This is a genomic window from Planktothrix pseudagardhii (assembly GCF_904830925.1).
Taxonomy (GTDB): domain Bacteria; phylum Cyanobacteriota; class Cyanobacteriia; order Cyanobacteriales; family Microcoleaceae; genus Planktothrix; species Planktothrix tepida.
In genome coordinates, this window is record NZ_LR882967.1 from 3058126 (window position 1) to 3074318 (window position 16193).

Below are 16193 nucleotides of genomic sequence, written 5' to 3' on the forward strand. Positions count from 1 at the left end.
GAATCTGACTTCCTATCCTTCTAGGGATTTGTGATGTGCTTTACGGTAGAAGGAGGGTTTTAGACAGAAAATAAACCCTGGTGTTCAGGTTTCTCAACCACCTACTAAGATTAAACAAGCGTGTAAATGACAGCATCTTCCTATCCGATCTCTGTGTTGGAAATGCTTAATAAGGAGGACTAGGCGTGATCATTCCAAGTTCAATTTTGACTTTGCTGGTGGGGATCGGGATTACTCTCGTTAGTCTCTGGTATGGTCAAAACCATAATTTATTACCGGTTGCAGCCTCCGCAGAAGCGGCTGAAGTCGATGGATTATTTGACCTGATGATGACCATCAGCTTTGGGTTAGTGCTTCTCGTTGAAGGCGTGCTGCTGGTTTCTTTAATTAAATTTCGTCGCCAAAAAGATGACACCACCGATGCTGCACCCATTCACGGCAATATTCCCCTAGAAATTGTCTGGACAGCGATCCCGGCGGTTGTGGTGTTGGGGATTGGTATTTATAGTTTTGAAATCTATAACAACATGGGTGGCCTTGATCCGATGGCGATGTCCCAACATTCTATGCACGCCCACAGCAAAATGAATGGATCGGCGATGGCAGCCCCATTAATCGACGATCAACAACCCCCAGAATTTACCCAAATCGCCTTGGGAATTGGGGCATCTCCCGATAAAGAAGGGAAAGTCGCCGCTGTTAATGTGGATGTTACCGGGTTGCAGTTTGCCTGGATTTTTAACTACAAAGAGACAGGTATTACCTCTGGGGAACTTCATGTACCTGTGGGTCAAGAAGTGCAGTTAAACATGACCGCCCAAGATGTAATCCATGCCTTTTGGATTCCGCAATTGCGCTTAAAGCAAGATACAATCCCCGGTCGGATCACAGAACTGCGATTTACACCCACTAAGGTCGGAACCTATCCCGTTGTCTGTGCGGAGTTGTGTGGCGGTTATCATGGGGCGATGCGATCGCAAATGATTGTCGATACCCCGGAAGATTATGCCGCTTGGGTCGCTGAAAATGCTGTCGCCAGTGCAACCAACCTACAACAAGCCGTTGCTGTCAATCCCGCAGAATTACCCGATGGTGAATTTCTAGCACCCTACGCCGATGAAATGGGCATCAATTCTGATGTAATCGGTCAAATTCATCATCAGTAATCAGGAGTAGGGGCGGGGTTCCCTCGCCCGTAATCAGTAATCAGTCGTTACACTCAGTTTTAATCAACAAAATCTTGATTTTATTGATTAGACTGATGGCTCTAACACTGATAACTGATTGAGACTCTTAACTCTTACACTGATAACTGATAACTGATAACTGATAAAATGGCACAAGCACAACTAGATCTCACGGCTAATGTTCCGAAACCTCATCATGAGCAGGAACGACGTTGGCAAGATTTTTTTGGTTTTAGTCACGATCACAAAGTCATCGGGATTCAATATCTCGTGACGGCATTTTTCTTTTATTTAGTTGGGGGTGCTTTAGCAACGGCGGTTCGCACGGAACTAGCAACTCCCGATCCTGATTTTGTCAGTCCTGAACTCTACAACAGCTTATTTACGGTACACGGAACCGTAATGATCTTTTTGTGGATCGTTCCGGCGGGTGCAGGATTAGCCAACTATTTGATCCCCTTAATGATTGGGGCTAAAGACATGGCGTTTCCCCGGTTAAACGCTGTTGCCTTTTGGTTAATTCCTCCCGGCGGTACTTTGTTATTGGCAAGTTTCTTATTTGAATCTCCCAAAGCAGGCTGGACATCCTATCCGCCTCTGAGTTTATTGTCGGGTAAAGTTGGGGAAGAAATTTGGATTCTCAGCGTTTTATTGTTGGGAACTTCTTCGATTTTGGGGGGATTAAATTTCGCGGTGACGATTTTTAAAATGCGAATTCCAACTATGGGGCTCAACGATATGCCTCTATTGTGTTGGGCAATGATCGCCACCTCTGCTTTAATTCTTCTATCAACTCCGGTACTCGCTGCGGCGTTAATTTTGCTGTCTTTTGATTTACTCGCCGGAACCAGTTTCTTTAACCCCACAGGCGGCGGTGATCCCGTTGTTTATCAGCACTTATTTTGGTTTTATTCCCATCCGGCGGTGTACATCATGGTCTTGCCCTTTTTTGGGGTGATTTCTGATGTTCTGCCTGTTCATGCTCGTAAACCCATTTTTGGGTATCAAGCGATCGCCTATTCCAGTTTAGCTATTAGTTTTTTAGGCTTAATTGTTTGGGCGCACCATATGTTTACCAGTGGAACTCCGGGTTGGTTACGGATGTTCTTTATGATCACCACCATGATCATTGCTGTCCCCACTGGAATCAAAGTGTTTGGCTGGTTAGCGACGATTTGGGGGGGTAAACTGCGTCTGAATAGCGCCATGCTGTTTGCGATGGGGTTTATTTCCACCTTTGTGATGGGCGGTGTCACCGGAATTATGGTGGCTTCGGTTCCCTTTGATATTCATGTTCACGATACCTATTTCATCGTGGCGCACTTCCACTATGTTCTGTTTGGGGGAGCCGTGTTTGGGGTGTTTGCCGCGATTTATCATTGGTTCCCGAAAATGACGGGACGGATGATGAACGAACCTTGGGGAATTGTTCACTTTGTTCTCACGTTCGTGGGTACGAATTTAACTTTTATGCCCATGCACGCTTTAGGATTACAAGGAATGCCCCGTCGGGTGGCCATGTATGACCCCCAATTTACAACACTGAATCAAGTTTGTACCCTGGGGAGTTATATTCTGGCTGTTTCGACTATCCCCTTCCTGATTAATGCGGCTTGGAGTTGGTTCAAAGGGCCTAAAGCGCCTGATAATCCTTGGGAAGCTTTAACCCTAGAATGGATGACATCTTCTCCTCCCCCAATAGAAAACTTCCTCGTGACTCCCGTTCTCAAAACCGGGCCCTATGACTACGGAAGTCGCAAAACCCTAGCCATTCGTCAACGGTTAAAACAAATGACCGGAAGCCGTCCCAAAGAAGTCGGTGTTCCCCTGTCTCAAGCCAAATCTTCTACAGTATTTACAGACAACCGTTCAACAACGGTTGTTGAACCCGAAAAAGACATCAACGATCCCAGTCATTAAACAACATCGGGAACTCGGAATCAATTTCTTCCCTGTTCCCTGTTCCCTGTTCCCTGTTCCCTCTTATTAAGTCAATTCATGCAAGGTTCAGCAATTAACGAGTCTCAAACCGTTCTTGGATACGAACAGGAGGCCACCGCCTCTGGACATGAACACGAAGAACACCCCGATTTACGAATGTTAGGGGTTGTTGTCTTCCTGATTGCAGAGAGTATGATCTTTTTAGGCTTATTCTCTGCTTATCTAATTTATCGAGCCATGTCTCCCGTTTGGCCCCCGGAAGGCACTGAACGAGAATTATTGCTTCCAGCGATTAACACGGTGGTTCTGATTTCGAGTAGTTTTGTTATGAACCAAGGAACTGCCGCTATTAAGAAAAATGATGTTGCGGGGTTACGGAATTGGTTTATTGCTACGGCGATTATGGGGTTAACCTTTTTAGCAGGCCAAGCCTATGAATACAGTCAGTTAGGTTTTGGATTAACCACCAATTTATACGCCAGTTCTTTCTATGTGTTAACCGGGTTTCACGGGTTGCACGTCACCTTTGGAGTCTTGTTAATTTTAGCCGTTCTTTGGCGGGGACGCAAAGCCACTCATTACAGCAAACAATCCCATTTTGGCCCGGAAGCGGCGGAATTATATTGGCACTTTGTTGATGTGGTTTGGATTATTCTGTTTATTTTGTTGTATTTGTTGTAAATCTTCATCAAATCAACATTATCCTCAAACCCCCTCCGGGGTTTTTTTATTGTCAATTTGGGGTAGGGATGAATATGATCAAGATTAATTCCCTGAAACCTGAGAAACAGAAAAGGATAATCTGGATATTGTGAAAGGTGAACTTTGTGAACGGGATGTTGAAGCGTTAACGGTTCATCATGGTTATATTCTCAGAGTTCTGACAACTACTCTAAAACTAACTAAGGAAACATCATTGATGAATAACGATCATTTAGAACAAGCTAACAATAGAAAACAAGTCTTTGATAATTTTCTTCAAATTGAACAAAAAGTTGGAGCAAATGCCGATAAACTTGCTTTTTTAGATCGGGGAATTGAACAATCTAAATATAAAAATAGTATTCCAAATTATCCTCAATCTTTAACACGAAAACCCTTACAATATACCTCCTATCCCGTTTTAGGTAAAATTCCTTATATTGATGAACAAGGTTTAGATTTTCTCCATCCTCAAATTGAAGAAGCTTGTATTAGTTTAGGAAAATTTGAAGCTGGAGAACTCAAGACGATTTGGATGGGGAGAAATCCGCTTAAAACCGTACAATTTTGGAGTTCTACTAAAATTATTCCGGTTGTGAATACTTTAAGTAAAATTGATCAACTCTTTCCTCAAGGGGATATTAAAAAGTTAGATGTGAAAGATGCCAAAAATATAACGGTTAAATTTCCCCTGGATTTAGCTATTCAAGATATTGTCAGCTATCAAGAAAACTTGGCAACGTCTAACTCCTTAGCAGCCCTCTTTAAACGGTTTGAAACCCGTTCTAATTTAGAAGCCTGGTTTCAAAAACTTACAGGAAATTCCACTTTAAAATTTCAAGGAGATTATGGAGAACAACCTGCAATTCAAAACCCTATCATTTTTGATCGGGTTACTCAAAACACACTCATTAAAGCCGTTACAGACAGTCCTAAAGGGGACAATTTTGTTTCAGCTTATGATTTGACTCGTTTGATTTCTTTGATAGGGTGGCACGCTTATCTTCCTGCGGAATGTCAACTTCCCAACCTGCAACAAAAAACATTAAATTCTTTGATTTTAGCCATGGGTCAAGATACGGCTCGTTATGTAGATGTTGCGTTAGAAACCTTGGGAATTCAAGAAGCGATTACTGCTCCAGTTATTCTTTCTAAAATGGGTTATGGAAATAGTGAAACTCGGCAAACTGTAGAAGCTTGTTATATGGCATTTGTACAGTTTATTGACCCGTTAGCTTTGGGGAACGGAAAATCGGCTCAATTTCGGACTTTAGCACTCACCTTAAGAGGGGTAATTATTAGGGGTCGAGGGGGGCTTTACAACCCCCAACTCCCATTCAGAACCGTGCTTGCGACTTTCATCGCACACGGCTCCTAGTCTAATTGTCTGTTATCATCAGAACATCCGGTTTCTTTTGGGTTGTACGACCCATCGGTTGCCGTTTTAGTATCGTGACAATGGCGATGTAATAATTGCAGATTTTTATATTCATCTTTACCGCCTAGTGACGTGGGGATGATATGGTCGATCTCTGCAATATCTTCTGGGGTAAAATATTGTCCACAGAAATTGCATTTGCCTTTTTGCTTTTTGAGCAAAATTGCTACTCGTTTTGGGACATCATAAGATGTTCCTTTTCTTGTACTCCAATACATCCAGTTTCCGTCATACGGTGATGCTTCAGGTCTTACAGTTACATGACGAGTAATAGGTGTTTCTGCATGGGTAAGTAATCTGTAACCTTTTTGGGTTTCAAAATTCCATGTTCTATTACCGTTCTTTTTGAAATAATGTTTCAGATTTTTGTAACCTGCTTTACCACATCGGCTAACTGTCCATGCTCTTAATCTCAGCCATGTATTATGGTCTAAAAAGGAAAATGTTTCTTTGGAAACAGCTTTGGAATGGTAGTTACACCATCCTCTTATGACTGGATTTAGGCGTTTGATTAATGCGTATTGAGGTGCAGTTTTGTGGGTTTTAATCACTTCTTTCACTTTATCCGCGTGAGCTTTAATTGCCTTTTTACTAGGTTTAATTAGGGTTTTAAATCCTAATTGTTTGGTGTTTCCTCCTGTTGTACCACAATGGTGTTTACCAACTGGATATTGTCGGAAATTCCAACCTAGAAAATCGAATCCTGGTTGTACCTTTTCGTCTTTTACTTCGATTTCTCTCAGTGTGTGACAGATTCGGGTTTTAGTTGGTTTCAGTTCTAACCCGATGGGTTTTAACCATTCTTCGATAGCAATTTGGCACTGTTGTATGATTTCTAATTGTGGACTTATCACCACGAAATCATCGGCATATCTGATGACTTGAGCTTGAACGCGGTTATTCTTTTTAGGGAATTTGTGTTTAATTAACTCAATCATTCCATCCAGTGCGATGTTAGCAAGTAAAGGACTGATGACCCCCCCCTGCGGAGTGCCTGCCTCTGTTGCTTCAAATATGCCATTGTCCATTACTCCAGCTTTTAACCATTGTCTGATTTGAGCTTTTATTATTGATGGACAATCAATTTTGGACAGTAGGTAATCATGATTAATCTGGTCAAAACACTTTGAGATGTCAGCATCTAAGATGTAATATTCACCTTTGTTGATGCTTTGGAAGATTCGTGACATTGCGTCATGGGCTGAACGTCCGGGTCTAAACCCGTAACTTTCACCCTCGAATCTGGCTTCCCATTGAGGTTCTAATGCAGATTTCACCAAGGCTTGCCTGACTCTATCTTGTAGAGTTGGGATTCCTAAAGGACGTTTTTCTCCGTTAGGTTTGGGTATCCATTTTCTTCGGAGTGGTTTCGCCTTTTGGTATTTACTCAGGTTTTGAGCAAGTTCTAGTCGTTGCTTGGGTGTGATGGATTTAATGCCATCAACCCCGGCTGTTTTCTTGCCCTGATTATCTTGAGTAACCCTTCTGATTGCTAAGAGTTTGGCGTAATATGACTTAACTAGAAGTTTTTGGAGCTTTCGAGCTTTCGCATTTTGTCCCGATAATGATGCTTGGTAAATTCTCTTTTGCAGCTTAAATACTACCCGTTGGACTTTCGCCCAATTGATAGAATTCCATGCTTCCGTAGTCTTGGTTATACTCGTTTTCACCGTTTTTACTGCTAATTGAAACCTTACCTAACAACTAAACCGGAATCTATCAGCGTATCCTAAATATTACATCTAGGCTTTAGCTTCTGACTCCATCTCTCACCCTCACAACATCCGCCATAGATTTGTGGCTACCTAACAGTATTCGACCACTGTAGGAGTATATGAGGGGTTTTAACGTTCCTTGAAAATGGGTTTATTGCCTTTAGAATCATCCTATCTGCCGGGGTACTTTTGGGAGTCTAAGTAAGTGTTATACGGAATTAACCTTACCTTTTATAGAGGGTTTGTTGAGCCCCCTACCTTTTCCCCTTGTTCTTTTGAACGCAGCGTAATCAAGTCAATTTCGCTACTTAATTTTTACGACAGTTCAAGCCGGATGTTTACTTTCGTTATTCTTGGGCAATTGGCTAGAGAAATTCTTAGATTTTGACTTAAATCCGTTTTCCCGTTACTCCCAGCTTCAGTGTTTTGATAATCAGTCTGACACTGTGGGAATTGCCGAATCTCTTTGGAATAGGCTACCGTACTTTATTATTCGGAAAGCCGCACCATTGACTCCGAGATTGACCTTCCTTTAAGGTCACATTTTCAAAGTTAAGATAGATTTAATTGGATTTACTATTGATTTAGCATCAATTACCAATTGTCTGAACCTATCTCCCTGCTTACGTTTCGGTGTTTAAACCTAAACTTTGGCAGGAACGTCTCGCACCCCGTAGCTAATTTTAATGATTGTACCCCAGAAGCATTGCAGTTAGATGCTCGGATGGCCGCAGAAGTCACAGAAATTATGCGTCGTGTTATTACAGAAGAATTAGATGCACTCTAATCAAACCCATCGGGAGTTAAAGGAGATGTCATTATTTCCCCTCACCCGTTAGAATAGAACAATCAAGACCACTGCATTTATGAACAAACTGGGATTGTAATTTTGGGTGCATTTCAGTTCCTGACTTGAAGAATCAATCGCTGTACTCAGTAAATAGGGATAAATAAACCTAAAAGAATCAATAATTTTAGGGTGTAAGGATCTACAAGAAAAGGGTTAGGTCATTTACAGAACTTAAACTTCCCTATTTAAAGACTGAGTATAGTCATGATCATAATTAGGAAGAAAAAAACCCAAAATTTATGAAAGAAATACAACAAATAAATCAAAATTCTTTTAAAACTTTAAATCGTATTTTTGAAAGATTTAATGATAATTTTTCTGTGATTTTAGCTCACTGCAATCATGGGATTGTTAAAGAAAGAATTATTAAACAATTGCAACATCAACATCCTAACTTAATTAAATCTGTGGTTTTAGATTCCGAGGTTATTAATGTTTATAACGCTCTAGTACAAGTCATTGACGCAGAACCAATACCACCTCAAGGTTTAATGATATCCGGTTTAGAATCTAACGAACAATTAGATCTGCTGATTAAAATTATGAACCAAATGCGGGAGGAATTTCGTCGTCGGTTTCGCTGTCCTTTAGTATTTTGGGTAACGGATTCTCTGTTACACGCTTTAATTCGGTTAGCTCCTGATTTTTATAGTTGGTCAACAGCACTTAAGTTTGAAATTAGTACAGAAGATTTATTAAATTTTATTCAAGAAACCGCAGATCAAGTTTCTGCTAAAGTGTTAGATAGTGGTGCGGGTATTTTTTTAAATAATTCTTATTTTAATTTAGAGTTGGGTTCTCCATTAAGATTTGAATTAGAAGCCGCTTATCAAGAATTACAGAAACGGGGAGAACCTTTAAATATTGAATTAGAAGCGAGTTTAGAATTTGTATTGGGTCGAGTTTCTGAGCATTCTGATCAAGTCGCCTTCAAACATTATGAACGAAGTTTAGAACTTTGGCAACAAACTAATAATTTAATTCGCTATGGTCAATTATTATTTTATATTGGCTTTTGGTGGCACAGCTATGGCATTTTACATCGAGCCGAAAAAGAATATGCTTATGAGCAAGCTAATTCTTATTATACTCAATCTATTCAAACCTTTAAACGGGCAAATCGTTGGGATTTAGTGGCTAAATTTATTAATGCTTTAGCGGATGTATTATTTGGATTAAAAAAATGGCAAGAATTAGAAACCGTAGCCAAAGAATCTATTTATTATAACCGCATCTATACTTATCCTTTTCGAGAAGCGCGAGGATATCATTTTTTAGCAGAAGTATATCTCGCTAAAAGTTGTTGGCAGGAAGCTAAAAATTTAGCTGAGAAAGCACAAAATTTATTGGTTCAAACCGCCTCTAATTATCATCCTAAAACCTCGGATGAACAGTTGATTTTAGATTGGGAAACCTCCTATCATCAGGGATGGTATTTGGTTGCTCTAGCGCAAGCCAATCAAAAATTAAAGCAATCTCAAGATGCCATTAAAATCCTAGAAAAAGCTCAAGCTCGAACCAAACCCCAATATGACCCCGACCTTTATATTCAGATTTTACAACTATTACATGATTTTTATTTTGAAAAAAGGGAATATTTAAAAGCCTATGAAATTAAACAAAAACGTCGGGAAATTGAGCAACAATTCAGATTAAGAGCCTTTATTGGAGCCGGACGACTTGGACATATTCAAACCATTAGTAATCCTGGTTTACCCCCTATGAAAAACGAAAAAATTATTAATCCTGAAATTACCGCATCGGGTCGTTTATCAGTTGTGAATTGGTTATATGAACGGATTAGCCGAAATGATTGTAAACTAACGGTGATTTATGGACAGTCTGGAGTGGGTAAAAGTTCAATTTTACAAGCCGGTTTTATTCCAGAGTTGCGGAAAGCATCTTTGGATACTCGTCGTTTTATTCCGGTTTTACTGCAAGTTTATACTAATTTGAATCAAGACTTTTCTCGTGCTTTCACCAAAGGCATTAGAGAGGTTAAAAATATTGACTTAGATTCCTCAGAACTGAATAGTCAAGCCGTAATATTGGAACAAATTAGAAGTTTAGTTAATCAAAACTTTTGGGTAGTCATTATTTTTGATCAGTTTGAGGAATTCTTCTTTGCTTGTAAAGATCAACAACAACGACAAAGCTGTTACCAATTTATTAAAGAGTGTTTAGATATTCCTTATGTTAAAGTTGTTTTATCTTTGCGGGAAGACTATATCCAATATTTATTAGAATGTACTCGTCAAGGATATTTAGAAATTATTGGAAATAATATTTTAGATCGAAATATTCTGGCTTATATTGGTAATTTTACACGGGAAGAAGCAAAATCTGTGATTCAAAGTTTAACCGAAAGAACACAATTTGTCCTCGAATCTGCATTAATTGAGGAATTAGTAGAAGATTTAGCGGAAGACTCAGGAGATATTCGACCCATAGAATTACAAGTGGTAGGTTCTCAACTTCAAGCGCAAAGAATTACCACCTTAAAGCAATATCAACAAGCAGGACGAAAACAAAAGCTAGTTGAAGATTATTTAGATGAGGTGATTCGAGATTGTGGTTCAACCAATAAAAGTTTAGCTGAGTTAGTGCTTTATTTATTAACCGATGAAAATAATACTCGTCCTTTAAAAACCCGTGCAGATTTAGTCAGAGAAATTAAAGAACTGGCAAACCATTTTGAAAATATTAATGAAAACTTAGATACGGTTCTCAAGATTTTTGTTTTGTCAGGTTTAGTCTTTATTTTACCAGAAATTCCTGCTGAACGATATCAACTGGTACATGATTATTTAGTCAGTTTAATTCGTCAAAATCGCAGTTTAGTTATTTTAGAAGAATTAGATATAGAGCGGAAAAAACGCAAACAAGCGGAAGCCAAAAATAAAGAACTTTGGCAATTGTTTATTCGTTCAATTATTATTGGCAGTGGCATGGCACTTTTATTTACTCTCGCATTAGGATTTTGGAGAATTTCTGAAGGCAAAAATAAACAAGTTAATTTAGCGTTAGAAAATACTAAATATACGGCTTTAACAACCGAAAATAACCAGCTTGAAGCCTTATTAACTTTAGTCACCGCAGGAAAGCTTTTATCCCCTCAAAGGCCTAAATCTGCCATTGAACAAGAAACCCAGAGTAAATTAAGTCTTGCTGTTCAAGTCATTCAAGAACAAAATATTTTAGATGGACACCAAAAAAATAGTGTCTTAAGTGTTAGTATTAGCCCTGATAATCAATTGATTGCGTCTGCGAGTGATGATAAAACTATTAAAATATGGACTCCTAAAGGGAAATGTATCAAAACTTTAGAAGGACATCAAAAATCTGTTTGGTTTGTTACCTTTAGTCCCAATAGCCAAATCATTGCCTCTGCCAGTAAGGATAATACCATAAAACTATGGACAAAAAATGGAATTTTAATTAGAACATTACAAGGACATACTGATGAAGTCAAATGGGTTAGTTTTAGTCCCGATGGTCAAGAGATTGCTTCTGCAAGTAAAGATAAAACGGTTAAAATATGGAGTTTAGATGGTCGCCTCATTCAAACCTTAAAAGGACATCAAAAGCCTGTTCTTAGTGTTGTTTTTAGTCCCGATGGTCAAGAGATTGCTTCATCGAGTGAAGATGGTATCATTAATCTCTGGACTCGTCAGGGGAAACTGATTAAAACCATTAAGGCTCATTCTAAATCAATTTGGAGTATTAGTTTTAGTCCAGATAGTCAAATTATGGCATCTGCGAGTGATGATAAAACCGTGAAATTATGGAATCGTGACGGTCAATTAATTAGAACTTTAGAAGGACATCAACAGGCTGTTAATAGTGTGGCTTTTAGTCAAGATAGTCGTTTAATTGCAACGGGAAGTACCGATGAAATGATTAAAATTTGGACAAAAGAAGGCTCATTGATTTCTACCCTTCAAGGACACAAGGATAGTATTAATCAAGTCAGTTTTTCTAAGCAGGAAGAAAGGTTATTTTCTGCCAGTAAAGATGGTACTGTCAGAATCTGGGATTTAAAAACATTACCTAAAATTATTCAATTGAAGGACTATAAAATCTATAGCAGTAGTTTTTCCCGTCAAAATAGTAATTTAGTGGCTTCTCCGGGTCGAGATTTACGCATAAAAGACAATACCAAAGATGATGTTGTTGTTTTATGGACTTTAAATGGGGAGGTACAAAAAATATTCAGGGGTCATCAGGATACTGTTAATAATGTTAGTTTTAGTCCTGATGGTAAAAGCATTGCATCCGCTAGTCAAGATAAAACGGTTAGAATTTGGAGCGTAGATAGTGAAAAATTTATAACTCTCCCTCACGAGTCCCCGGTTTGGAGTGTGGTTTTTAGTCCTGATAGTCAGTTAATTGCAACGGCTAGTGATGACCAGAGTATTAAGATTTGGGATATTCACGGAACTTTAAAACAAACGTTTAAAGGTCATCAAGGCGCAATTAATGACTTAAGTTTTAGTCCCGATAGTCAAATTTTGGCTTCAGCCAGTGAAGATAAAACCGTGAAATTATGGGATGTTAATCATAAAAATTTGATTCCGCCGTTAACAGGCGCACAAATTCGATTTAATTCTGTGAGTTTTAGTCCCGATGGTCAATGGATTGCAGCCTCTAAAGATGGAGAATCGATTGCCATTTGGAAAAAGCAAAATTCGGCGTGGAAACCTTTACAAACTTCTGTTGTTTTAGGAAAACATTGGAAAGCAATTTATGAAGTTAATTTTAGTCCTAATAGTAAAATTTTAGCTTCTGCTAGTGCAGATGGTACAATTAAGCTTTGGGATGTTAATGGAAGTTTAATTACGACTTTAAAGCCAAGTTTAGAACCTATTTTATCCGTTAATTTTAGCCCGGATGGTCAAACATTAGTAGGACTTCAGAAATCCGAACCTAGTCGAATTAGTATTTGGAAAATTGATACTAATCAAATCAATCAAGACACTGATAGCTTGCTAACTCAGGCTTGTATTCAGCTTAAAGATTATTTAGAAACTAACCCTAATATTAGTGGTAAAAATAAAAATATTTGTGATGACTTTAAGAGTTCTCCTTGAAAAAATGGATGTTATCGGCTATTTTTGAGTAAACTCTTTCTTCCGCTATGTCTAAATCAAGTAAAATTCGAGTTTTAGCACTAGGATTGATTCAAAATGGCGATCGCATTTTTGTTTCCCAAGGCTATGATCCCATTAAAAAACAAACCTTCTATCGAGCATTAGGAGGAGGGGTTGATTTTGGAGAATTGAGCTTTAATGCCTTAAAACGAGAATTTCAAGAAGAAATTCAAGCGGAATTAACGAATATTCATTATTTAGGATGTTTAGAAAATATTTTTGTTTATGATAAAAAGATTCAACATGAATTAATTCAACTGTATAGATGTGATTTTGTTGATATCAAATTTTATCAACTGGAAGAACTAGAATTTGTGGAAAAGAAACGCTCGAAAAAAGCATTATGGGTTTCCTTAGAAGATTTTAAGTCAGGAAAATTAGTTTTATTTCCTAAACAATTTTTACAATATTGTGATTGAGGATTACGGTATTAACAAGGTAAATCGTAATTATCTAATATTTAAAGTTGAAATGTAAAGTTTTGTAACAAGTTGCAGAGATTGTCAAAATTTCCCTGACCATTTGCTAGAGTCAACACGAAATAGACTATTAAGGGAGACGAAACGATGCAACTTAAATCCAAACCCTCTAAATCTGAACCCTTAACCACTTCTGAAGAAAAAATACTAGAAAATTCAACTGTAACATCCCGTCAAAAAACTCTAAAGTTTGTCTTATTTTTGATGAAATGGCTTGTCTTTTGTCCATTGATGGGAATTTTAGCAATTTTAGCCTTAATTACCTTGGCGGTGATGATAACACCCGTTAGCAATTGTGCCAATACAGCTAAAAGCAGCGAAGCTAAACAATATTTGAGTTCTATTAATAAGGGACAACAAGCTTTTTTTATCGAAAATAGTCGCTTTTCTAATCAGATTCAGCCTTTGGGAATAGGCATTAAAACCCAAACAAATTACTATCAATATTCAGTTCACACCACCCAGAATGCAGCCTTTAGTTATGCTCAACCTCTTCCTGAAGCGAAAGGTATCAGTGGCTACATAGGTGCTGTTTTTTTAATTTCTCCTCCTTCCAAAACCAATCATTCTGATTTAGGGACAACCCAATCAATTATTTGTCGAGTTCCTCGCAGTGAACGTCAACTTGTCCCAGAACCGATCTTAAAAAATGGGATTCCTACCTGTGTTGAACCTTCAGTTAATATTAATAAATAAAGCTTTATGTTAATCCTTGAGCTTTTAAAGGGGTTACTGATTCTGGGTCTGATTTTTATCCCCCTAGAACAGTTGTTTTATTTGCACCGTCAACGAATTTTTAGACTGGGTTGGTTAACGGATCTCACCTATTTTTTTATTGGTCATTTTGTGGGAAAAGTAGGATTGTCTTTGAGCTTAGGAATAGCAACTATTTTAGTCAGTCCTTTCTTACATCTCAAATGGCAAGATATAATTTCGGCTCAACCCATTTTATTCCAACTGATAGAAGCAATTGTGATTGCAGATTTAGGGTATTATTTTGCTCACCGATTGTTACATACGGTTCCTGAATTGTGGAAATTCCATGCTGTGCATCATAGTATTGAATCCATTGACTGGTTAGCAACGGTGCGAGTCCATCCAGTAGATCAAATATTTACCAAATTTTTTCAAGTGATTCCTTTAGCTATTTTAGGGTTTAGTGCTGAAACTTGGGGAATTTATGCTTTATTTTCTGCGATAATTGCATTTTATATTCATGCCAATATCCGCTTAAAAATTGCAGGACTAAAATGGGTAATTGCAACTCCTCAATTTCATCATTGGCATCATATTCAAGAATACAAAATGGAAACCAGAAATTTAGCGGCTCAATTACCCCTAATTGACTGGTTATTTGGAACTCTGTATTTTTCTCAATCTAAAATTCCTAATTCCTATGGAATTAAACAATCAATTCCTAGGGGATATTTAGGACAGTTAATTTATCCGTTTCGGAGACATGACAATGAATCCTGACTTTAACATTAAGACGAATAAACGCTGGCTTTATCCTTTTGTTCTAACATTAATAATTTTAGGAGCAGGTATGATTTCATTAACGTTGATTGCTAAAATGAACCATTTAGATGTTGTGACGTTTGTAAAAAGTTTTAATACCCCTGAAGTAACGGTAGAAGAACTGAGCAAAAAAGATTTGAAATCTGTGATTTTTATTGATGTGCGGTCGCCTGAAGAATATGAAGAAGATCATATTCCTAATAGTATCTTAGTTCCGATCACTGAAATCGAACAGGGAAAAGGAATTGAAAAAATCCAAGAAATTGCTAAAACTTATAGCGTTTCTCATGTCGATAAACCCACTTTAATTCTCTATTGTCAATTAGGCCCCCGTTCCATCAAAGCCTATCAGAAATTAGAAAAAACCGGATTAAATTTAATGGTTTTGCAAGGAGGAATGACCGCTTGGCGTAAACAGTTTAAACTCTAATGAGTTGTAGAACAGGTAATAACCTATAATTTAACATTCAAAATCACAGGATTTCTAGTATCACCCACCCCACGCTTAGGGAATATTAGGAACCTTTTATTGTTCTTGAGGTAAAATTCCCAATTGTAAATTCAGACCAATGTGATAAATATAAGCATCTTCAATCAACATTCTATTAACTATATTATTGGTCATCCGTCTCCCTGATAAGTTGATATTCCAATGTTGTTGCTCTTGACTTAAGCCTTGAATTAATTCATCGTTAGGACTAACAGCTACAATCCCTGTCCAATCAATTTTTAAATCAGGTTTGACTTGGCGAAAAACTGATAGGATCTTCTTGTAAGTTTTAAGTAGCCCTTCGTCATCATAGAGAGGTAAAGCAAGCATCAGACGCCATGTTTCCGATTCTGACGAATACAGCCACAAAGCCGAGTGAACTGATACACCTGCGGTATTGAGAGCATCTATTAATCTTTGACCTTCTTCTATCTCTTGATTTACCAATGTTGCTGTAGCCATTTTAAAACTCCGTGATTGGTATCGGTAATTGCTGAGTAAATCAGGTGAGCTTTTTCTTGGTCATGTGTTTGATAACGGCTTGTTTCTGACCAGTCTTTAACTATTAACCATTGAAATGAAAAATCTGGATCATTTAGGAGAGATTTTAATTCGAGCTTAAGACCAGCAACTTCCACAAGCTTTTCTAAATCATGTGTTTGACACTCCCACCCCTGCGCTACGCTAAAGGGGTGGGATTCTCGTATCTAGTCCAGTCAAACA

Annotated in this window: 13 protein-coding genes; 10 read left to right on the top strand and 3 right to left on the bottom strand. The window is 38.1% G+C overall.

Translation table 11 applies throughout. The features are described from left to right. The first annotated feature begins 185 nt into the window (after nt 1-185). The 4 genes from NMK36_RS12905 (at nt 186) to NMK36_RS12920 (ending at nt 5208) form a co-directional block, all read left to right on the top strand. Nucleotides 186-1166: a cytochrome c oxidase subunit II gene (locus NMK36_RS12905; RefSeq protein ID WP_254173901.1), complete on the top strand. Its 981-nt coding sequence runs from the start codon at nt 186-188 to the stop codon at nt 1164-1166. A gap of 168 nt (nt 1167-1334) precedes the next feature. Continuing rightward, complete coding sequence (ctaD, locus tag NMK36_RS12910; RefSeq protein WP_254173902.1) at nt 1335-3107, top strand: cytochrome c oxidase subunit I; 1773 nt, start codon at nt 1335-1337, stop codon at nt 3105-3107. A 78-nt stretch (nt 3108-3185) separates the two neighbouring features. Then, a complete protein-coding gene (locus NMK36_RS12915; RefSeq protein ID WP_254173903.1) occupies nt 3186-3809 on the top strand; it encodes a cytochrome c oxidase subunit 3 in 624 nt (207 codons plus the stop codon). Between the two features lie 130 nt (nt 3810-3939). Beyond that, on the top strand, nt 3940-5208 hold the full coding sequence (locus NMK36_RS12920; protein ID WP_254173904.1) for a hypothetical protein: 1269 nt from the start codon (nt 3940-3942) through the stop codon (nt 5206-5208). Here the strand turns inward: NMK36_RS12920 and ltrA are convergent. Beyond that, nucleotides 5205-6938, bottom strand: coding sequence for a group II intron reverse transcriptase/maturase (ltrA, locus tag NMK36_RS12925; protein WP_254173905.1), 1734 nt, complete (start codon nt 6936-6938; stop codon nt 5205-5207). The genes NMK36_RS12920 and ltrA overlap by 4 nt on opposite strands. Nucleotides 6939-7584: 646 nt before the next feature. Between ltrA and NMK36_RS12930 the strand changes: the two genes are divergently transcribed. From NMK36_RS12930 to NMK36_RS12955, 6 genes are all read left to right on the top strand, one after another. Continuing rightward, complete coding sequence (locus NMK36_RS12930; protein ID WP_254173906.1) at nt 7585-7770, top strand: hypothetical protein; 186 nt, start codon at nt 7585-7587, stop codon at nt 7768-7770. 302 nt (nt 7771-8072) lie between these two features. After that, nucleotides 8073-12923, top strand: coding sequence for an nSTAND1 domain-containing NTPase (locus NMK36_RS12935; RefSeq protein ID WP_254173907.1), 4851 nt, complete (start codon nt 8073-8075; stop codon nt 12921-12923). Nucleotides 12924-12970: 47 nt separating this feature from the next. Next, nucleotides 12971-13402: an NUDIX hydrolase gene (locus NMK36_RS12940; RefSeq protein WP_254173908.1), complete on the top strand. Its 432-nt coding sequence runs from the start codon at nt 12971-12973 to the stop codon at nt 13400-13402. A gap of 147 nt (nt 13403-13549) precedes the next feature. Further along, nucleotides 13550-14158: a type IV pilin-like G/H family protein gene (locus NMK36_RS12945; protein ID WP_254173909.1), complete on the top strand. Its 609-nt coding sequence runs from the start codon at nt 13550-13552 to the stop codon at nt 14156-14158. Nucleotides 14159-14164: 6 nt separating this feature from the next. Next, on the top strand, nt 14165-14938 hold the full coding sequence (locus NMK36_RS12950) for a sterol desaturase family protein (protein WP_254173910.1): 774 nt from the start codon (nt 14165-14167) through the stop codon (nt 14936-14938). Between the two features lie 70 nt (nt 14939-15008). Then, complete coding sequence (locus NMK36_RS12955; protein ID WP_254173911.1) at nt 15009-15410, top strand: rhodanese-like domain-containing protein; 402 nt, start codon at nt 15009-15011, stop codon at nt 15408-15410. A gap of 96 nt (nt 15411-15506) precedes the next feature. Here the strand turns inward: NMK36_RS12955 and NMK36_RS12960 are convergent, their stop codons facing one another. Then, nucleotides 15507-15932 carry a hypothetical protein gene (locus tag NMK36_RS12960; protein ID WP_254173912.1) on the bottom strand — a complete coding sequence of 142 codons (426 nt, stop codon included), beginning with the start codon at nt 15930-15932 and terminating at the stop codon, nt 15507-15509. After that, nucleotides 15911-16108 (bottom strand): hypothetical protein, encoded by a 198-nt coding sequence (locus NMK36_RS12965; RefSeq protein WP_254173913.1) that lies wholly within the window; start codon nt 16106-16108, stop codon nt 15911-15913. Before NMK36_RS12965 ends, NMK36_RS12960 begins: the two co-directional genes overlap by 22 nt. Nucleotides 16109-16193: the final 85 nt, after the last annotated feature.

Excerpts from the sequence above, each read along its gene's own strand:
- NMK36_RS12935 (WP_254173907.1), top strand. The coding sequence starts at position 8,073 with ATGAAAGAAATACAACAAATAAATCAAAATTCTTTTAAAACTTTAAAT.
- NMK36_RS12940 (WP_254173908.1), top strand. The coding sequence starts at position 12,971 with ATGTCTAAATCAAGTAAAATTCGAGTTTTAGCACTAGGATTGATTCAA.
- NMK36_RS12950 (WP_254173910.1), top strand. The coding sequence starts at position 14,165 with ATGTTAATCCTTGAGCTTTTAAAGGGGTTACTGATTCTGGGTCTGATT.
- NMK36_RS12945 (WP_254173909.1), top strand. The coding sequence starts at position 13,550 with ATGCAACTTAAATCCAAACCCTCTAAATCTGAACCCTTAACCACTTCT.
- NMK36_RS12960 (WP_254173912.1), bottom strand. The coding sequence starts at position 15,932 with ATGGCTACAGCAACATTGGTAAATCAAGAGATAGAAGAAGGTCAAAGA.
- NMK36_RS12915 (WP_254173903.1), top strand. The coding sequence starts at position 3,186 with ATGCAAGGTTCAGCAATTAACGAGTCTCAAACCGTTCTTGGATACGAA.
- NMK36_RS12955 (WP_254173911.1), top strand. The coding sequence starts at position 15,009 with ATGATTTCATTAACGTTGATTGCTAAAATGAACCATTTAGATGTTGTG.
- ctaD (WP_254173902.1), top strand. The coding sequence starts at position 1,335 with ATGGCACAAGCACAACTAGATCTCACGGCTAATGTTCCGAAACCTCAT.